At 67.2% G+C, this 18,471-nt stretch carries 20 protein-coding genes and 4 tRNA genes; 6 read left to right on the top strand and 18 right to left on the bottom strand.

Features of this window, described 5'->3' with window-relative positions; translation table 11 throughout:
- Positions 1-89 precede the first annotated feature (89 nt).
- The 7 genes from AB0B90_RS17895 to lepB all read right to left on the bottom strand — a co-directional run bounded on the left by AB0B90_RS17895 (position 90) and on the right by lepB (position 5,124).
- Positions 90-494, bottom strand: coding sequence for an SgcJ/EcaC family oxidoreductase (locus AB0B90_RS17895; protein ID WP_350941346.1), 405 nt, complete (start codon positions 492-494; stop codon positions 90-92).
- A 199-nt stretch (positions 495-693) separates the two neighbouring features.
- The gene (locus AB0B90_RS17890) at positions 694-2,349 is read right to left on the bottom strand and encodes an alpha/beta hydrolase (RefSeq protein ID WP_362923466.1); all 1,656 of its coding nucleotides are present in this window, start codon (positions 2,347-2,349) and stop codon (positions 694-696) included.
- Between the two features lie 198 nt (positions 2,350-2,547).
- Positions 2,548-2,925: a GntR family transcriptional regulator gene (locus AB0B90_RS17885; RefSeq protein WP_350941350.1), complete on the bottom strand. Its 378-nt coding sequence runs from the start codon at positions 2,923-2,925 to the stop codon at positions 2,548-2,550.
- A complete protein-coding gene (locus AB0B90_RS17880; protein WP_362923463.1) occupies positions 2,922-3,737 on the bottom strand; it encodes a hypothetical protein in 816 nt (271 codons plus the stop codon). The genes AB0B90_RS17885 and AB0B90_RS17880 overlap by 4 nt, the downstream gene beginning before the upstream one ends.
- A 104-nt stretch (positions 3,738-3,841) precedes the next feature.
- Entirely contained in the window at positions 3,842-4,060 is a 219-nt protein-coding gene (locus AB0B90_RS17875; protein WP_350941353.1) for a hypothetical protein, read from the bottom strand.
- Positions 4,061-4,205: 145 nt separating this feature from the next.
- Complete coding sequence (locus tag AB0B90_RS17870) at positions 4,206-4,415, bottom strand: hypothetical protein (RefSeq protein WP_350941355.1); 210 nt, start codon at positions 4,413-4,415, stop codon at positions 4,206-4,208.
- 142 nt (positions 4,416-4,557) lie between these two features.
- Positions 4,558-5,124 carry a signal peptidase I gene (gene lepB, locus AB0B90_RS17865; protein WP_362923461.1) on the bottom strand — a complete coding sequence of 189 codons (567 nt, stop codon included), beginning with the start codon at positions 5,122-5,124 and terminating at the stop codon, positions 4,558-4,560.
- A 666-nt stretch (positions 5,125-5,790) separates the two neighbouring features.
- Between lepB and AB0B90_RS17860 the strand changes: the two genes are divergently transcribed.
- Positions 5,791-6,015, top strand: a complete 225-nt coding sequence (locus AB0B90_RS17860; protein WP_350941358.1) for a type II toxin-antitoxin system VapB family antitoxin — start codon at positions 5,791-5,793, stop codon at positions 6,013-6,015.
- A complete protein-coding gene (locus tag AB0B90_RS17855; protein WP_350941359.1) occupies positions 6,012-6,413 on the top strand; it encodes a PIN domain nuclease in 402 nt (133 codons plus the stop codon). The genes AB0B90_RS17860 and AB0B90_RS17855 overlap by 4 nt, the downstream gene beginning before the upstream one ends.
- A gap of 315 nt (positions 6,414-6,728) precedes the next feature.
- Here AB0B90_RS17855 and AB0B90_RS17850 read toward each other — a convergent pair.
- The 4 genes from AB0B90_RS17850 to AB0B90_RS17835 form a co-directional block, all read right to left on the bottom strand.
- Positions 6,729-6,802 (bottom strand) — tRNA-Phe (locus AB0B90_RS17850).
- A gap of 28 nt (positions 6,803-6,830) precedes the next feature.
- Positions 6,831-6,905, bottom strand: a tRNA-Asp gene (locus AB0B90_RS17845).
- A 103-nt stretch (positions 6,906-7,008) separates the two neighbouring features.
- Positions 7,009-7,081 (bottom strand) — tRNA-Glu (locus AB0B90_RS17840).
- 91 nt (positions 7,082-7,172) lie between these two features.
- Complete coding sequence (locus tag AB0B90_RS17835) at positions 7,173-8,687, bottom strand: metallophosphoesterase (protein ID WP_362923458.1); 1,515 nt, start codon at positions 8,685-8,687, stop codon at positions 7,173-7,175.
- Positions 8,688-8,721: 34 nt separating this feature from the next.
- Here AB0B90_RS17835 and AB0B90_RS17830 point away from each other — a divergent pair, with 34 nt between their 5' ends.
- Complete coding sequence (locus AB0B90_RS17830; protein ID WP_350941362.1) at positions 8,722-9,072, top strand: metallopeptidase family protein; 351 nt, start codon at positions 8,722-8,724, stop codon at positions 9,070-9,072.
- A gap of 167 nt (positions 9,073-9,239) precedes the next feature.
- Positions 9,240-10,535 (top strand): MFS transporter, encoded by a 1,296-nt coding sequence (locus AB0B90_RS17825; protein ID WP_350941363.1) that lies wholly within the window; start codon positions 9,240-9,242, stop codon positions 10,533-10,535.
- A gap of 1 nt (position 10,536) precedes the next feature.
- On the opposite strand, the gene AB0B90_RS17820 is transcribed toward AB0B90_RS17825, so the two are convergent.
- Complete coding sequence (locus tag AB0B90_RS17820) at positions 10,537-10,995, bottom strand: PspC domain-containing protein (protein ID WP_350941365.1); 459 nt, start codon at positions 10,993-10,995, stop codon at positions 10,537-10,539.
- A 154-nt stretch (positions 10,996-11,149) separates the two neighbouring features.
- Between AB0B90_RS17820 and AB0B90_RS17815 the strand changes: the two genes are divergently transcribed.
- Positions 11,150-12,307, top strand: coding sequence for an acyl-CoA dehydrogenase family protein (locus AB0B90_RS17815; protein ID WP_362923455.1), 1,158 nt, complete (start codon positions 11,150-11,152; stop codon positions 12,305-12,307).
- 106 nt (positions 12,308-12,413) lie between these two features.
- On the opposite strand, the gene AB0B90_RS17810 is transcribed toward AB0B90_RS17815, so the two are convergent.
- Positions 12,414-13,037 carry a 3'-5' exonuclease gene (locus AB0B90_RS17810; protein ID WP_350941368.1) on the bottom strand — a complete coding sequence of 208 codons (624 nt, stop codon included), beginning with the start codon at positions 13,035-13,037 and terminating at the stop codon, positions 12,414-12,416.
- Positions 13,038-13,153: 116 nt separating this feature from the next.
- Here AB0B90_RS17810 and AB0B90_RS17805 point away from each other — a divergent pair.
- Positions 13,154-13,229 (top strand) — tRNA-Lys (locus AB0B90_RS17805).
- A 255-nt stretch (positions 13,230-13,484) separates the two neighbouring features.
- Here the strand turns inward: AB0B90_RS17805 and AB0B90_RS17800 are convergent.
- From AB0B90_RS17800 to AB0B90_RS17780, 5 genes are read right to left on the bottom strand one after another with little or no spacing between them, the layout of a single operon-like run.
- Positions 13,485-14,867, bottom strand: a complete 1,383-nt coding sequence (locus AB0B90_RS17800) for a tyrosine-type recombinase/integrase (protein WP_362923452.1) — start codon at positions 14,865-14,867, stop codon at positions 13,485-13,487.
- Positions 14,864-15,055 carry a helix-turn-helix domain-containing protein gene (locus tag AB0B90_RS17795; RefSeq protein WP_362923450.1) on the bottom strand — a complete coding sequence of 64 codons (192 nt, stop codon included), beginning with the start codon at positions 15,053-15,055 and terminating at the stop codon, positions 14,864-14,866. Before AB0B90_RS17795 ends, AB0B90_RS17800 begins: the two co-directional genes overlap by 4 nt.
- Positions 15,052-16,797 (bottom strand): replication initiator, encoded by a 1,746-nt coding sequence (locus AB0B90_RS17790; protein ID WP_362923448.1) that lies wholly within the window; start codon positions 16,795-16,797, stop codon positions 15,052-15,054. Before AB0B90_RS17790 ends, AB0B90_RS17795 begins: the two co-directional genes overlap by 4 nt.
- Positions 16,794-16,988 (bottom strand): hypothetical protein, encoded by a 195-nt coding sequence (locus AB0B90_RS17785; protein WP_362923446.1) that lies wholly within the window; start codon positions 16,986-16,988, stop codon positions 16,794-16,796. The genes AB0B90_RS17790 and AB0B90_RS17785 overlap by 4 nt, the downstream gene beginning before the upstream one ends.
- A complete protein-coding gene (locus tag AB0B90_RS17780) occupies positions 16,988-18,433 on the bottom strand; it encodes an FtsK/SpoIIIE domain-containing protein (RefSeq protein WP_362923444.1) in 1,446 nt (481 codons plus the stop codon). The genes AB0B90_RS17785 and AB0B90_RS17780 overlap by 1 nt, the downstream gene beginning before the upstream one ends.
- Positions 18,434-18,471: the final 38 nt, after the last annotated feature.

Here is an 18,471-nt window from a genome sequence, read left to right as displayed (position 1 = left end):
TTCACGTACAGCGTGGTGGCGAGGACACTCAACCCCTACCGATGTTGGGTGCCCTCGCCTCATGCGTACGGCCGATCCCCCGGAATCGATCAACCGGCGACGACCCCCGTGTTCTGGCAGGCGGTCAGCAACCAGCGGCCGTCGCCCTGCTTGGACATCACGTACAGCGGAGCACCCTCGCTCTCGTCGCCCGGGGTCAGGTAGAGCTGACGAACCTTGACCGCCGCGACATCCGGGCGAATGAAGAACACGTGGACCACCTCGTAGGTGACCTTGCCGTCCCAGTTCGCCGCGGGGAGAACCTTGCGGGTGAACTCCGAGATCGCGTCGAGGCCTATGAGGACCTTGCCGCCGGCCGTCGTCCAGACCGCGTCGGGGTGGAAGAGGGCGAGGAACTCATCGGGGTCCTTGTGCTGCTGGGAGTGTTCTACCGTGGCTACGACCTGTTCGATGGCTTCGAGGTCTGCGGCGTACGCCGTGGATTCCGTGTTCATGTGCACCACGGTGCTACCTCAAGCATGGTGGAGGTCAAGAGACGATCGACCGCTGACCCCTTGGAATCGATCATTGAACCGCTCCGGGATCGGTGGGGACCAGCGGGGAGGGCCTAAAGGCCCGGTCGCGAGGGTGACAGCGGGAAACGGGTCGCTCGTTCGGTATCTACCGGCACACGGCGGTCCACAGGCAGCGGCCCTACAACGGACCCACAGGGGGAATGTACGGCAGGGCCGTGGAGCGGGCGGCGGCGTCGGCCGGTGGTCGCGTCCCCGGAGCCGGGCAGAAGCGGTCCCGCCCAGGCAGTGCCCCGGTGGCGAGGAAGGAGCTCATCGCCTCGTCGGCGCAGCTGCCCAGCCCGACGACGCCGTGGCCGCCCTGGTCGACCGTGATCATGGCGGCCCGCCGTCCGAGAGCGGCGCGCAGGCCGCGCGCACTCGCCAGGGGCGTGGCCGGGTCACGGGTGTTCTGCACGATCAGCACATTGCGCGGCCCGTGACCGGTGACCGTCACCGGCGGCTCCACCGGTCGGGTGGGCCACGCCGCGCACGGCCAGATGTTCGCGGGCATACCCGCCGTCACCGGCCACGCCTGCCGGTCGGCTGCGACCTGCCGGGCGTACAACGCCGCGCTGCGCGGCCAGGCGACGTCGTCGCAGAGCACCGCGTAGAGCGCGGCGACGCGGTTGTCCGCCGGTATCCGCGTCGTCCCGGTGCCATTGCCACCAACGGCGCCGTCGTCGGCCCTGCCGACAGAGCCCAGCCGGTCCGGTCGCCTCAGGACGGCGGGGTCCACGGTGGATCCTGAGACGGCGGCCGTGAGCTCCTGCCAGAACCCGGCGATGAAAGGGAAGTCGCCGTCGAAGTAAAGCCCCTCTCGGGTGATCTCGCGCAGTGCGTTGCCGTCGAGCACGGGACCGCCCGGGATCGGCAGGGGCCGCCTGTCGAGGGCCGCGAGCAGCCGGTCGTAGGTGCGCCGCACCTCCTCCGGTGTCGCACCGAGGTGGTAGACGGTGTCCCGCTCGGCTGCGAAGGCCAGCAGGTCGAGCAGGCGCACCGCGATCGACTGACTCCAGGTTCGCCACATGTCCCGCCACACCAGGTCCGGATCGACGGCGCTGTCCAGCACGATCCGATCGGTGCGTCCCGGGAACATCGAGACGTAGACGGCTCCCAGATAGGTGCCGTAGGAGAGACCGAAGTAGGACAGTTTCGGCTCACCGAGTGCGGCTCGGATGCGGTCCATGTCCCGGGCCGTGTTGGCCGTGGTGATGAACGGAAGCAGATCGCCGGAATGCTCGGCGCACGCGGCCGCGGTGTCCCGCGCGAAAGCGACGTTGCGCCCGATGCCGCCGTCCGGCCCCGGGTAGGGCAACAGCAGCGTGAACTGCCTCATGAGATCGAGGCCACAGGTGACCGGGGTGCTGTGGCCGACCCCGCGCGGATCGAAGCCGATCAGGTCGTACCGATCCAGGACCTCGCGCGGTAGTACGTCCGCCAGCCGGCTGGGCAGGTCCAGGCCGCTACCGCCTGGGCCGCCCGGGTTGGACAGCAGGATCCCGCGGCGCGCCCCGGGACGCGCCGTGCCGATCCGGGAGATCGCGATCTCGATGCTCCGCCCGCCCGGGGCGCGGTAGTCCAGCGGCACCCGCAACGTCGCGCACCGCTGGCGTGGGTCGCGCGAGACGCCGCCGGATTCCACCGCCAAGCACTCGCCCCACATCGGAGCCGCTCCCCTGGCTTCGGCCACCACCGGCTCCGGCGTACCGACCCGGGCCCCGGCCGACGTGGGCACGCCTGTCACCGCGATGGCCACCGTCGCCACGGCGATGAACAATGTCAGTTTTAATCGCACTGATACTCCTTTTCACAAGGAACAGATGCTTTCTCGATGACTGTGAAATCGGCACCGCCGGGTACGCGAGACCCTTCGCTTGATCACGCGGAGAAACAGGGGCCCTGGTTCGGTCGCTCTCAGCAGGTCACCGGGCTTGATCGGCCGCTACACCGACGTCGTGCGTTCGACGACGTGACACCTGCGGCCGAGTCGTGGTCATGACGAGGTCGGTGCCGCCGTGCCGGATGTCAGGGCCGCTCGTACGATGCGGATCGCCTCGTCCTCGTCGATGCCGAGGCCGGCGATCACGGCGGCGTAGTCGGCGGCGGCCCGGTGGGCCCGCTCTCGGCCTTCCTGGCCGGTGGCCGAGACGAACGAGCCCGCTCGTCCGCGTGTCTCGATCAGTCCGGCCTCCTCCAGTTCCCGGTAGGCGCGGCCGACGGTGTTGACGGCCAGGCCGAGGTCGGCCGCGAGGTGGCGGATGGTCGGCAGCCGGGCGCCCACGGTCAGCGTGCGGTCCTGGATCTGCCGGGCGAGCTGGGATCGTAGCTGCTCGAACGGCGGTACCGGTGAGGCAGCGTCGATGACGATCATCGGACGCTCATGACCTGTCGGGCCACCGTCGCGCACGACGGCGTTCTGAAGCGGAGCGCGATGAGAGCGATCATGCCCAGGATCAGGTAGGTGATCGCGGTGGCGCCCCACCAGGTGGGCGCGGTGCCGAACAGCAGCACCATGGGCAGTGACCACTGCACGTTCGGGGTGGCGAGCTCGCGGGCGTCCTCGACGCGCATGATGACGTCGGCGGTGAGCGATTCCTCGTCCTGCGCCACGACCGGGTGGCGCAGCAGGTGGCGCAGTTGCAGGGCGGTGATGGCCGTCGCGCCGAGCAGGCCGATCAGCACGACGACGGCCAGCTGCCGCACGGTGGGATCGGCAACGGCCATGGCGCTCGCGGTCAGCACCATCGCGCCGACGAACGTGGTGGCGGCGAAAACGGCGTAGGGCCGGCCGAGCACGGTCCGCCAGCCGGGCTGGATCGGGTGGGCGGCCCTGCGGGACAGCGTCGCGGCCGCTCGCTGGTCGACGTGTCGTATCCACCGGACGAGCAGTAACTGTGCCAGCAGCAGCCCGGCTACGGCCGCGGTCAGGGCCAGCAGCGGTGGCGGGCGATGGGGCTGGGGGTTGCCGAACGCGGAGACGGCGGCCAGTGCGCTGACGATGATCAGCGCGGCCAGGATGAGGTAGGTGGCCAGACGGGCGCGTTCACGGACCGCCAGCCGACTGGCGAGCAGCGGGGTCGGGCGCGCGTCGGTCAGACCGTGCCGGGTCAGCCACGCGCCTGCCAGCCGCAGATCGGTCGTACGCGCCGACGGGCCTGCGTCCGGTAACGGATCACGGGTCATGACATCTCCTTTGTCGCAAGTTTTGCACCAATAGGATGCGACAAAGATTGCGACAAAGTCAACGCCCTTGGGGTCTCGTCGCCCCGGGTAGCGCGAGCCTCGGCTCAGCGAGGGCCGTCGCCGTGGACCATCAAACGGACGGCGGCCGACACCGCCTCGAGCATCTCCTCCTTGGCGGCGACTTCGAAAACGCGCCGCGGCGACGTGCGCCCCCACCCGACCGTGGCGCCGGCGGTCTCTTCGTTGGCCCTGACCAGCACCGCGCCGCCGTGAGCGCCGATCGTCGCCGTGACGTACGGTGCCGCCTCATGGGCCGGGTTCACCAGAACCCCCGCTCGTACCTGTCCAGCCTGTCCAGCCTCTTCCCGGGCGAAACGGCACCCCCGGCGACGCCCTCGGCTGACATCGCACGTACACAAATGAAGCGTCCCGGAGGTCACCCTCCGGGACGCTTCATTGCCGCCCTCGTTAATAGCACCACTTTTCGCAATGGCGATGCCTGGTCGGCTCTGGTTCCTCACCGCGCAGCAATGTGAGTCGTACCCGCTGCCGGGCCTTGCGCTCCGCCAGGTTGGCATCTTCACCGATGCCCGAATAGGAACCGCCCATATCGTGCCTGTAGCGGCGACCATCCTCCTCCTGCAAGCGAAGCGGCATCGTGTTGTCCGTCCTGCTCACGTTCTTATGATCCTGCGTTTGGGCGGGATCGTCCAGGACACGAAAAACCTGGGGGTTGGAAAGCGACGGGAACGATCAGGGCACCGCCCCATACGGCAGCAGCCACGAGCACCGTGATCGTCGAACGCTTCATGAGCGAGTTCTACTTCGCGGTGCTGACGTCGATGACTCCGATGACGTTGGACACAGGAACGGTGCCGTCAACCCCCACGCTATGGTGGTTACGCGAGTCAAGAGAGACATCGCGATTGTCGCCTTGGACCCAGATACGCCCCTCCGGGACGACTATCGGCTCGAAGATGAGCTGCGAAGCCCGCTCGTTGGTCACATATGGTTCATCCACCGGCTTACCGTCAATGACCATCCGATGCTGCGGGTCGCAGCAACTGACCGTGCTCCCTGGAACGCCGATGATTCGTTTGATCATATAGCCGCCACTTCCGCCCCACGACTTCGGGGGCAGAAAGGCAATGACGTCACCCGTCTTGGGTGTGTACGTCCCGTCGGTCACCGTACCGGTTACCACGGCACCCTCCTTGAGCGTAGGCATCATCGCCTCGCTCGATTCGCGGTAGGACTCTCTTCCTGTCGCCTTGGAAATCAATAGCGCAGGTATGACCGAGCACGCGGAAACCCCCACAACCACAAACGGGATGATCAGCACACATAACGCACGAAACACCATCGCAGCATTATCAGGGCTGGACATCACTCCGATGACTCGCGCCTCATTACGATCTTGTAGCGGGATGCCTGAGCTTGTTCCGCTTCGGCGAACGCCCTTGGTGTGGTGATCAGGCTGCCGGGGCGGCCTTGTAGATGTCGGGACCCACGTAGCCGAAGCCGACCTCGACCTGGAACGTCAGAACCCGTTGTCGTCAAGCACAACGAAAAGCGCCCCGGCCATGATCGGCTTGGGGCGTTTGTGCTGCTCAGTTGCTGTGGTCAGGTGCGGGGTCGAACCGCCGACCTTCCGCTTTCAGGCGGAGCGATCACCCTGCTCCTCTCGACGAACACGAGGTCATAAGGCGTTGGACGGCTGCAGCCGCGTGCTCACGGTGGCCGACGTCATCGTCACCGTTGTCGTCAACCCTCGCGTTCCAGAACCGGGACCGGCCGAACACCCCCCTCAGACATCAACACATGTTGCCCTCACTGGGGCCAGAACCGACCTGCAAGGGGTAGCCGTCACCCATCTGTATGCCACTGCCGTACACCACCTCCACAGACACATCCCAACCCCCGGCAACCGACAGCCTCCAACCTCCCGGCAGGGACGTGATCCTCCTTTTCGCGCGTTCAGGTTGCGAACAGCGTCTCCGGATCAACATCGCTGATATACTAATCTCAGTTTGTATATACAGGCGGGGGTGTCATGACCAAGACCCTGATCGACCTCGATGACGAGGCACTTGCCGAGGCCGCGAAGTTGCTCGGCACCTCGTCCAAGAAAGATACGGTCAACGCCGCTCTACGAGAGATCGTTGATCGACGCAAGCGGGCGGCGGCCGTCGCTCGCATGCGGGAGATGGTGGCTGAAGGCGAGATCGACTTCTCAGCCATCGACAAGGGTGACGGTGCAGGCCAGGCTGTGGCGTGACAGAGCTCTATCTCATCGATACCAGCGCCTTGGTCCGCTTCTATCGCGGCCAGGTCGGAACAGAATGGGACCAGACGGTCTCTGCCGGGCTCGTCGGCATCTGCGAGCCTGTCAGGCAGGAATATCTCCGAGCCGTCGGCGGTCGGCCGGCCTTCTATGAAGCAGGAAATCTGCTCCAGGAGACCTTCCCGTACTACGTCGTCCCCGAATCGGCCTGGGACGAGACGAGCGAGTTGCAACGCGAACTCGCCGACAAGGGGTGGCACCAGAGCGCATCCCCGGTCGATCTCCTCATGGCCGTAACGGCTCGGCACCACAAGCTCACCGTGCTGCATGCCGACGCCGACTTCGAGACCATCTCCCGCCTGACCGGGCAGCCGGAGCGCCGAATCAACTGACGGATCAACAGAAGATCTTCAGGGATTCTTGAGCTGAGGTTCCCCCGTAGTCCGGACACCGGCGGTGCCATCAAGCTCCAGGGGCCGGCGGCTGGTGACGCCTTCGCGCCGTTCGGGGTTGAGGGCGAGGAGACAGAACAGTTCGGACTGGTCGCGTTGAGCGTTTCTTCTGCGACTGACATTCCTACGGTGAAGCGGCTCCTGATCCAAGGTGCGGAACTCGCTCCCTCAACGAAAAGAGCGCGTTGTCGTCAAGCACAACGAAAAGCGCCCCGGCCATAATTGGCTCGGGGCGTTTGTGCTGCTCAGTTGCTGTGGTCAGGGGCGGGGTCGAACCGCCGACCTTCCGCTTTTCAGGCGGACGCTCGTACCGACTGAGCTACCTGACCTCGGTGGTGGATCGAACACCTACCAGAGCGGTCCTGACGGGACTTGAACCCGCGACCTCCACCTTGACAGGGTGGCGAGCACTCCAAACTGCTCTACAGGACCTTGCTTCCGGGGCTTTTGTCCCGGTCGTTCTTGCCTTGCTTAGCCTACCAGTTTTCCGGAGGTCTTCGACCTGCCGTTTCCCTGGCGAGCCTTGGCTCGGCCGTGCCCCCAACGGGATTCGAACCCGTGTCGCCGCCTTGAAAGGGCGGTGTCCTAGGCCACTAGACGATGGGGGCTCAAGACTCTCGTCTCGTTCCGTTGCCGTCTTCCGTTGGAGACCTCTGAAGCATAGGGGACTTTTGCCCTGTTGCCAAAGCGGTTTGCGACCTACGGCGACGGTGTGACGGTGACGGACCCCGTTGGAGACGGGGCGGTCGTCGGCACAGGAGAAATTGTACGGCCAGGGTCGGTCTCAACGTGACGCTGGATCTGAACCGACTGCTCGCCCAGCCCGCCCAGGGTGATGTCGTCCCAGGCCCGCAGGCGGTTCGTGTGGGCGTCGAAGTACAGAACGGAGGCCTCGACGGGGGTCGGCTCGTCGTGTTCGAGGGCCCGCAGGCCGGCTCCGCCGGTGGATCCCTGGACCAGGACGCGGGTGCCGGAGGGCAGCAGCTCGGTGGATCGCGCGTGGGAGTGGCCGGCGAGGACCATCGGGGCCGCTCCGGAGAGCCCCTTGGCGATCGTCGGGTCGTGGACGGCGACAAGATCGACCTGCTTGGGCAGCTTCGCCAGTTCGGCGGCGTGCGAGCGGCCGAGGGCGTCGAGCGATTCGAGGTTCGAGTCGACGGGGACGGATTTGTCCGGGGTGAACCGGGGGTCGCCGATGCCGTAGATGCGCAGCCCCGCCACGGTCTTGGCCTCGCCGTCGAGGACGACCGCGCCCTTCTGTTTGGCCACGGCCCGCTGGGTGGCCATGGAGTCGTGGTTGCCCCTGACGAAGACGTACGGGACCCCGAAGGTGCTGATCTCCTCGGTGAACCTGTCCTCGGGACCCGTGCCGTGGTCGGTCAGGTCGCCGGTGTCGATGATCGCGTCGATCTTGAACTGGGTGGTGATGGAGCGGATGAGGTTCCAGGCGATGGGGCTGAGATGGATGTCGGAGACGTGCAGCACCCGGATCGAGGTGGGGTCGGCGTCGTAGACCGGCAGGGCGGAGACGGTGTCGTAGAGCTGGGAGACGTTGTTGACGAGTTTGGCGAGCTGGACCCGGTAGGACTCGAACCTGGTCACGATCGACTCGGCGTCGCCGACGAGGGACGGCGCGCCGGCGAGCAGGCCGGTGTACTTGGGCTCCACCACCGAGTCGGGCCTGAAGGTGAGGGCGATGGCGGCCCCCGTGCCGGCGATCGCGACGGTGATGCCCAGCAGGCCCGCGAGGGCCGGTCCCGGCCTGCGGAAGACGATCAGGGACGTCACCAGGGCGCCCACCAGGCCGCTGAGCGCGGCGCGCAGGACCAGCGTCCTGACTCCGGCGCCCAGTTCCTCCTCCAGGAGCGCGGGGAGGCGGTCGGCGGAGAAGCGCGGGTCGTCCAGGAATCCGCGGGCCCGCTCGGGGTTGATGTTCTCCAGGGTCACCCGGAGGCCGACGGGGGCGTCGTGGGTGTCGAACAGAAGTGTGCCGAAGGGGTGTGCGTCGACGACGGTCTCCCCGGTCCACGAGGGTTCCGCCGACATGCCGAGCTCCACCGGGCCGACGTTGGCCCGTACGGCACCGCCCAGCATGACGCCGAGCCACGCACCGGCCAGGGCGACGGCGGCGACGGCCACGCCGCGGGCGATTCGCCCGGTAACGAGACCGGTGACGAAACGGCGGGCTCCCTGGGTCCAATCAGCGAATTTCATGCGCCTCCACCTCTACCCGGGATCACGGGGCAGAATGACGGGTGTGATCGAGATCTCGCGGGAGAAGTTTGAGGAGCTAGTGGCCGAAGCCCTGGACACCATTCCCCCCGAGCTGACGAAAGTCATGGACAACGTGGTGCTCGTCGTCGTGGACGACCCCCCTGAACCGAATCTTCTGGGCCTCTACACGGGTATTCCGCTCACCGAGCGGGGCGACTGGTACGCAGGAGTGTTACCCGACCGGATCGAGATCTACCGCAACCCGATCTGCTCGATCTGCGAGACCGAGGACCAGGTCATCGAAGAGGTTCAGATAACCGTCGTTCATGAGATCGCCCACCATTTCGGCATCGACGATGACCGGTTGCACGAGCTGGGCTGGTAAGTAGCCCGCACTGCACGTCAAAGGCCTTCTTTCCGGAATGTCGCGGCTTATCATCACAGTTTGCATGCGCTTAATCGCTTTCGGTTGCGCAGCGGCTCCGTAACAGGCACCGTAGGTTACACAGTGAACACCCACAGTCAGTGTGCCTGCGAGCTCAGCGGAGTCCTATGGCGGCGACAAAGTCCGGCCGACTACCCGGGCGGCACCGCCGTCCGGCGGAACGCCAAGCGACCTACGGCGAGGTCATCGCCATCAGGGAGTTCCGTGCGCTCTGGCTGGGCCAAGGGCTTTCCCTCCTCGGTGACCAGCTCTCACGGGTGGCACTGTCCATTCTCGTCTTCGAACGGACGGACTCACCCCTCGCGACGGCCTCGGTCTACGCCCTGACCTACCTGCCGCCGATCATCGGCGGGCCGCTTCTCGCGGGACTCGCCGACCGCTACGCCCGCCGGGGCATCATGATCACCTGCGACCTGCTCCGGGCCCTCCTCGTCGCGCTCATGGCGGTGCCCGGCGTCTCGTTCGCCACGCTCTGCGTGCTGGTCTTCTGCGTGGTGCTGCTCAGCGCGCCGTTCTCCGCGGCGCGGGCGGCTCTGCTGCCCGAGCTGCTCAAGGGCGATCGCTACGTGGCGGGCTCGGCCCTGCAGAACATGACCAACCAGGGCGCGCAGATGCTCGGCTTCGCCGTCGGCGGCTTCCTGATCATGGGAATGGGTCCGTACCGCGCGCTGGCGCTGGACGCGTCGACCTTCCTCGCCTCCGCGCTCATCATCGTCTCCGGGGTACGGCGGCGTCCCGCGCCTCTCCCCGCCGACGAGAACCGGCCCTCGATGTGGACGATGACCCGCGCCGGCGCCAGGCTGGTCTTCGGCGACCCCCGGCTGCGTACGCTGGTGCTCTTCGCCTGGCTCTGTGGCTTCTACGTGCTGCCCGAGGGGATCGCCGCCCCGTACGCCGCGGAGCTGACCGGAAATCCCCAGCAGCTCTCGCTGGTCACCGGTCTGCTGATGGGCGCCATGCCCACCGGCACCGTCGTCGGCGCGTTCCTTTTCAGCCGCTACGTCAGCCCATCGAACCGGTTGCGATCGATGGGCCGGATGGCGATGCTCACCTGCGCGCCGCTGATCCTGTGCGCCGCGCAGCCACCGCTTCCTGTGGTGCTGCTGTTGTGGTTCGTCTCGGGCCTGGGTGGGGCCTACCAGCTCGCGGCCAACGCCGCGTTCGTGCAGTGTGTCCCCTCCGAGCGGCGGGGACAGGCCTTCGGTCTCGTCCAGTCCGGCTTGCTCGCCTCCCAGGGCGTCGGCATCCTGATCGGCGGAGCCGCCGCCGACCACCTCGGCCCCGAGCTGGTGGTCGCACTGGCCGGCGCGGCCGGGCTCGCCGTGGCGGCCGCGCTGGCCGTGTTCTGGAGAGGTTCCCGTAAGGAGATCATCGAGAGGGTTCGCGCGGAGGCGACCTCCTGACTCACACCTGGGGACGGGTGTCGTCCTGCCGCGGCTCCGTGCCGTACGGGGCCTGAGTGGGCGTGCCGTACGGGGCCTGGGGGGCGGCAGGCGGGAAGGGGGCCTGGTGGGTGGGGTACTCCGAACCCGGCTGGTGCGGCGCGCGGTGCTGGTTGGTGGCCTTGGCCCAGCCCTGCTCGGCCTTGGTCTTGGCGTCCACCCAGATCGGGTTGTCCTTGTTCTTCTCGACCATGTCCTGCAGGAGCGACCTGTCCTTCCTCTCGTCGGGCAGGAGCACCCAGCCGATCGCGTAGACCGCGATACCGAGGCCACCGAAGAAGGTGGCGATCGCGAGGGCCGCGCGGATGATGTTGGGGTCCACTCCGATGTAGCGCCCGAGACCGGAGGCCACACCCGCGATGATGCGCCCGTCCTTGGTCCTCTGAAGCTTCTTGACGCCGGTGAAGTCGTTTTCGTTCATATCCACAGACTGCCCGAGAGTGAGCTTTCCTCACATCGGGATTCCCCCTGGCACGACCCTGACTCCCACCCCTTCCTAGGCCGGTCACGACCCTGACCTCCGTCCCACCGGCACCGGTAATACCCTGACAGGGCCGAAGAGAGAGGGAAATCCCATGGACGATCTCCTGCGCATCGACGACGCGCTCACAGAGGAGCAGCGCCTCATCCGCGACACCGTACGAGAGTTCGTCGCGGACCGGATCCTCCCCCACGTCGGCGACTGGTTCGAGGAAGCCGTCTTCCCCGCCCGCGAGCTCGCCCCGGCCCTCGGCTCGCTCGGCGTGCTGGGCATGCACCTGGAGGGGTACGGCTGCGCGGGCCTCGACGCCGTCTCGTACGGCGTGGCCTGTCGTGAGCTGGAGGCGGGAGACTCCGGGCTGCGGTCGTTCGTGTCCGTGCAGGGCTCGCTCGCGATGTTCCCGATCTGGAAGTACGGCTCCGACGAGCAGAAGGACGAGTGGCTGCCCCGGATGGCCGCGGGCGAGGCGATCGGCTGCTTCGGCCTGACCGAGCCCGACCAGGGCTCCGACCCCGCCGGCATGCGCACCCACGCCAAGCAGGACCCCTCGGGCGACTGGATACTCAACGGCTCCAAGATGTGGATCACCAACGGCTCCGTCGCCGACATCGCCGTGGTCTGGGCGCGGACCGAGGACGGCGTCCGCGGTTTCGTGGTGCCCACGGACACCCCGGGGTTCAGCGCCCCGGAGATCCACAGGAAGATGTCCCTGCGGGCCTCGGTGACCTCCTCGCTCTACTTCGACGACGTACGCCTGCCCGCCTCCGCCGTACTGCCCGGGGTGCGCGGTCTGAAGGGCCCGCTGTCATGCCTGTCCGAGGCCCGTTTCGGCATCGTGTGGGGCGTGGTGGGCGCCGCCCGCGCCTGCCTGGAGTCGGCCGTCGACTACTCCACCTCCCGCGTCCAGTTCGGCAGGCCCATCGGCGGTTTCCAGCTGACCCAGGAGAAACTCGCCTGGATGTACGTCGGCGTGGGGCAGTCGCAGCTCACCGCCCTCCACCTGGGCCGCCTCAAGGACGAGGGCACCCTCACCCCGCACCAGGTCAGCTTCGGCAAGCTCGCCAACGTCCGCGCCGCCCTGGACATCGCCCGCCAGGCGCGCTCCATCCTGGGCGGCAACGGCATCACACTGGAGTATCCGGTGATCCGGCACATGAACAACCTGGAGAGCGTGCTGACGTACGAGGGCACCCAGGAGATTCACACCCTCGTGCTCGGCGAGGCCCTGACCGGCATCCCCGCCTACCGCTGACCATCTCCGGGATCATCGGTTTCCCTGATCCGCCGACGGCGGGGAGACCCCTTCGGGGACTCATTTTTCCGGACTCACCTTCCGCGCTCTCGACGGCTTTCCGGGCTCACCGGCGACGCGGAGGCCGCTGGGGAAGCCCGGAGGGCCGCCACTCGGGGGCCTGGGCCGCCCTGCTGAGCTCCTCCTCCCAGGAGACGCCCGTACGCAGGTAGTGACGGAGCAGTTCGGCCCCGGCGCGGGCATCGGCCAGCGCGGCGTGGGCCCCGAGCAGCGGGATTCCGGCGCGCTCGCAGCACGCGGCGAGCGTCCACCTGCCCTCGGGGATGAAGGCGGGCGCCAGCCGCTGCGTACACAGGGTCTCGGTCACCCACTCACTGCCGGGAAGGCTCCGCAGGAAGCGCAGGTCGAAGGAGGCGTTGTGCGCCACCAGGACCCGGCCGGCGATCCGCCGCCAGATCTCGTCCAGCAACTCCTCGATCACCGGCGCGCCCTGGACCATCGCGTTGGTGATGCCGTGGACGTGGACGGCCCCGGTGCCGCGCCGGGGATCGACGAGCGAGTGCCACTCGTCGACGATCTCGCCCCGGGTGTCCAGCGAGACGAGCGCGATCTCGCAGATCCGGTCCCCCCTCGACGGCGAGAAACCGGTGGTCTCGACATCGACCACGACATACCCTGGGCGCGTGGAGACCTGGGAGGCGAAGGCGGGCTCAAGCCCCGAGCTCGTCATGCCTGCCACTCTAGGAGCCGATCCCGCCCCCCACCGGGTGTTCCGCAAACCGATGACCATGAATAGGCCTGGCGACGGACGTCAGTGGACACTATCCTCGGTACGCTGTCACCTGCGGGGCGTTAGCTCAATGGTTAGAGCTGCGGACTTTTAATCCGTAGGTTCTGGGTTCGAGTCCCAGGCGCCCTACCACTCGCGAGCAGGAACGTAGGCTCTGACCTGGGCCTACGTCCCTAGCGATCTTTCTCCGCCCATGCAGCCGGATGCAGTCGAATGCAGCCGTCTGCCAGGAGTCCCGGAATATACGCGGAATGGGACCGCCACTGTTTCCCCAGGTCAGCCCGAGAGTCACGGAAGCTCGCGGAACGATTCCGAGACCATGGGAGCCGACATGACGAAGGACCCCGAGGGCTACCCGGAGTCCTTCGTGTCCTGCTGTTGAGAATGTCACGTCGTGAGCACTTCCAAGATCCGCTTGTTGGCCGCCTCGTGCTGGCCGTCGATGCACTTGGCGTAGACCTTGAGCAGCACATCCACGCCATGCCCCGCCCGCTCCGCCACCTCCGGCGCGTGGACCCCCGCGTTCAGCCAGAGCGAGACCGCCGCGTGCCGCAGGTCGTACGGTCTGCGTGCGAGCGGTGAGGCGACCTGGTCAGGCGTGAAGGCGTACGACCGGGCCTGCTTCCAGACCATCGAGACCGTGGAGCCGGGGAAGCTCTGGCCGGTACGGGTCCGAAACAGCCGGCCATCCTCGGCGACGCCGTACCGCTCGATGTGCTCACGCAGGATGGCCACCAGTTCCGAGGGGATCGGCACTGTCCGCGTGGCTTTCTCGTCGCGGTGCTTGAGCCCGCGTTCGTCGTTGGACTCCCCCGAGTCGGTGTAACGCTTGTTGCTCTCCGGCCGCGTCTTCTCCAGAGTAAGCGTGCCCCATCCCGTCTCCGGAAGCTCACAGTTCGCCTTGCGCAGACCGGCCGCCTCAGCCGGACGAAGACCGGCGAAGTACATGCAGGCGAACATGGCCGCCATCATCTGGCCACGGGTACGGCCCGCATAGGTCACCGCGATCAACAGCTGACGAGCCTGCTCGGGATTGACCACCGACCGACGATCGATCTCGCCACCGGTTTTGACCTTGCGGAACTTGACCTTGTGGATCGGATTTGCCGAAAGCTCCCCCAGTTCCACGGCGTACTCCAGAACGTGATGGAAGACCGCCCGCTTACGCCGGTAGGTCGAGGCAGCCGCGGCCTTGCCGTCCAGGCGCAGGGAGATGACCTCCAGGGCCGTCCGCGTGTGCTTGGGCTCCTCCAACTCGCTCAAAGGCAGAGAGGCCGCCTCCAGCCATCGCACGGTCTGACGCATCTTCGGAGTGAGCACCGGGCGACGTTCCTCCGGGACGAAGGAGTACTCAAGCAGTGTCCGCCGGATGTCCTCGTCGTCCGGGCGACCGGGCAGATCGTTGACGAGAGCGGGAGTGATGTAGGCCAGGGTGTCGGTCATGCCTTCACGAGTCTTGGCCGCCGCATGAGGCCACCAGGCGTGGACGTAGGCCACAGCGAGGGAGTACCAGGTGCGTGTGTTCTTGGCCTTGATCATCGAAGGTGGAAGACCGGTGTCCAGGTCGAACGCCTCTCCGTTCTTCGCCGCCTGCCGCAGGTCCGACAGGAAACTCTCGGCCAGGCCCTTGGTCTTGAAGGTCGAGGACTTCTCCCGGTTGCCCACGGTCCAGCGAACGGTGTGCGAGACGATGCGAGGTTTCTTGCCCGCGCCCTGAGACTTGGTGTTGGTCCGGATCTCCCAGAACTTCACCTTGTACGAGGTGTTCACGCAGCCTCCCGAAGAGTCTCAAGCCACGCTTCGAACTCGCTGCGATAGAGCCGGATCTTGCCGTTGGGCAGCCGGATACCGATGGGGAATTTGCCGATCTCGCGCCAGCGGTAGAGCGTGCGCTCCGAGACGTCCCGCAGTTCGTCGAGGATCTCGGGAACGGTCATCAGCTCGTCCTTCTTCTTCATGCCGCCACCCCCAGGGCCGGAGTTGCCAAAAGGTCTGGAACAGGGATGCCGTCCGCTCTGGCCTGGAGTTCGGCCAGGCGCGCCTTGGTGCGGTGGCGGTCGGCGACGCCGCGTAGCAGTCGTTTGGCCAGTGGGGTGCGGTTGGGGTCGTGGGTGGAGACCGGCCGCCAGACGTAGCGGTGGGGGTCGGTGGGGGTGTCGTCGGGCAGGCCGAGCATGTCGAGGACCCAGGCCCGGCGGTCGGCCTTGTGCTCGCGGAGGGTCTTGTTGGACCACTTGCGCGAGACCAGGACGCGACGGCCCGCGTAGCCGAGATGTTCGGCCTTGTGTGCCTTGCCCTTGCACCGGCCCGGCAGCATGCCCGCCTTGGCTCCCTTGGGCTGCACGCCGTAGCGCAGCCAGTTCGGGCAGGTCGGCGAGCACGGTTCGTAGCGCAGCGCTTCGACCATGCGGGCAGCGTGGTCACGGCGGGCAGGGTTGTCGGTGGCGGGGTCGTCGGGATCGAGGGGATCGCCGAGGTTCTTGGTCAGGTACTTGGTGAGGTAGCCGATGCGCTTGTGCGCGTCCGGCGATCCGGCGACGAGGCCCTGAACATCGACCTGAGGACCGAAGCGGACCACGTGCAAGGGTTCGGCCTCGTCGTCCTGGTCGAGGTGGTTGAGGGCTTCGTCCCAGGTGGGCAGGAGTTCGCCGGTGGCGGGGTCGAGGTAGTCGCCTGCTTGGCCGTCCGGGTAGGTGGCGCCGTCGCCCAGCTCGGCCCGTGGCGCCCAGATGGGCAGGTGGTCACCGTCGAAGCGGACTTCATCGACCGAGGGCCACCACACCTGGTGGTAGGTCGCGGCGGCGATGGCCTTGATCTCCGCGCGGGGCAGGGTGCCGCGGATTGCCATGTGCAGGTGAGGCGCGAACCGCTTTTGGGGTTCGACGGTGGCGAAGTACTGCACGTCATAGCCCGCGACCCGGCGGAGGTTCTGCACGAAGCGGTCGACCAGCTTGGAGAAGTGCAGCGCGTCGCGAGCAGCGCGAGCGTAGTCGTAGGTGCTCGGGTCGACGGGCACGCCCAGGCCGGAGCGGATCTTGCCGTAGGAGGGCAGGGTGAGCGTGACGAACAGCGACGGCCGATACACCCTGCCATCGGCGGCGATGAAGGTCCGGCCGAGCGTGGTGTTCTCCTTGGCCCGCTTGGGCAGGTCTGGGGCATCCTGGCGACGGCGGGTAGAGCGTGAACGCTTGGGAGCCGACCGCCCACCGAGGACGTTACCGCGCATCCCTGCGGCGTTGATTTCGGCGTCGATGCCCGTGATGGCCTCGTCCCAGTCGGCGACCTCTTCGCCGTTCCTCTCGGCCTCGTCGCGTTTGGCTTGGACGTCGGCCCGGAACTCGATCAACCACCGCTGATCCTCGGTGGAGGGGTGAGGTTCGGCGATGGGTTCGGCTTCCAGGTGCCAGCCTTCCCGGCACTGTGCCCGCCGCAGCTGCTGATTGCGCTTGGCGCACGGCGGGCACTTGGCTTCCTGCGTGGTGCCGCAAGGGATGTCGAACGGTTCGCTCTGACCGGTGTGGGTGTCCAGGCGCCGCATCTCGATCGGGCGGATGCACACCCCGTTGAGCTTGGCCACCTCGATAGCCACGTCCAAGGCGACGGGCAGGGTGTCACGCACCAGGCGGGGAAGGGTGCGATCAGCGCCGTTCGGCGGGACCTCGGTCGAAGGGGTGAATGGGTGGGCGGGGGTGTCGGTCACATGGCCCCCTTGGGGTCGATGAGGTCGGCGCAGAGCCGGTAGGCGTCGTGGTAGGGGTGTTTGCGCAGCCGCGCGGAGTCGAGGTCAACGATCACCGTCACCTCCGCGAGGTCGGAGCCGTCGACGGTGCGCAGCCGCCGGAAGGGAAGGGCGTCGATCTGGGCCGGGGTGCCGTGCAGGATGATGCGCATCAGGCCGCCCCCTCCATCTCGATCGGCAGAGTGTCATTCGTGACCAGGGCTGCCATAGCGCGGATGTCGGCATCGGAGACATACGCGGCGCGGACCCGGATCGGGTCGGGTGAGGTCTCCAGCCGCACATAGGCGACGCCCGCGCCCCGCTCAGGGATCAGCGAGATGTGATCGGCCAGCGCGCCCCGGTCACGGGCACCGTCGCCGAGGACCATGTCCACCTGTTCCGACTCATCCAGCCGCAGCGCGATCTTGTCGGGGAACAGGTTGCGGATGTTCATAACCTCTTTGCGCGGGTCCTGGAGTGCCGCCATCACGCCGAACCCGACCGCCCGGCCCTGCGTGGTGAGAGTGGCCAGGGCAGCGGAGATGCGGAGCTTGAGGCCCTTGTCGGATTGGTAGGCGGTCAGGAACGCCACCTCGTCAACGACCACCAGGACGAACGGGTCATCGAGGGTGGGGGTGTGGGAGCGCTGGAGTCCGGCGTAGCGATCGGCCCGCTCCTGCATGACCTGCACAGCCGCTTCGAGGAGATCGGCGCACGCGGCCGGATCGGCGGCGTACCGCTCTCCGAAGATCTCGCGTCCGAAGGACAGTTCCATTCGCTTGGGATCCAGTGCCCACACCTGCGCGATACCGGCCCGGACCGCCGGGAGGAGACCCCGGATGGCCGACCACAGGAACGAGCCCTTACCCGCCCCCGTCGCACCCGCGATCAGCACATGCGTGCCATGCACGGCGAGCCGGTACGGGGAGCCGTCTTCACATGTGCCGATCTCGACCGGCCCCACCGAGGCAGCCACGGGGAGGGGAATCGCCGGCAACGGGACGGCCAGCGGGTCACGGCGGGGAAAGGTCAGTTGAAGACGACCGGCCCGCACCACGGCCACCCGGCAGGAGGAGGCGCCGAAGCCGTGTGCGAGGTGGTCGAGGCGATCGGCCCAGTCCTTGACCGCCTGTCCGCTGATCATCTTCACCGTGACCACGTCCGCCCACGAGGTACAGCGGACGCGGACGAGATAGGGAAGGTAGTCGCGGCCCTGGAGATGACGACCTAAGCCGGAGACGATCATCACCGGTTGCCAGTGACGCCGATAGATCCACACCAGGCGCCAGAAGGCCAGCAGTCGCCAACCGATCCACCGGTTGAACGAGGCCCGATCGAAGAACGGCCACGGCGCCAGCACCGAGAGCGGAATGGCGACAGCGACCAGGGCGACGCGCCAGCCGTACAAGGCGACGAGCACGACGGGGACGGCGAGCAGGGTCACGGCGATCGGGTGACGCCACAGGAGCCGGACCACTCCGGCCAGCAGCCGCCCCAGGAAGATGGCGATGGTGAAGATGGCCGGGGTCGTGACCACGGCCGGGCGGAAGACGACGGCGGTGTCGGGGGTGGTGGTGACGAGGGTTCGTGTCTCGTCACCGGGCAGTTTTTTGAACATTAGGCTTGAGCCCTCTCTTGATTCGCTGTCTGGGGAGA

Origin of the sequence: Streptosporangium sp. NPDC049078 (assembly GCF_040648855.1) — a bacterium.
Lineage (GTDB): Bacteria > Actinomycetota > Actinomycetes > Streptosporangiales > Streptosporangiaceae > Streptosporangium.
The sequence above is the reverse complement of the archived record's forward strand: the minus strand, read 5'-3'. Positions and strand labels throughout refer to the sequence as shown.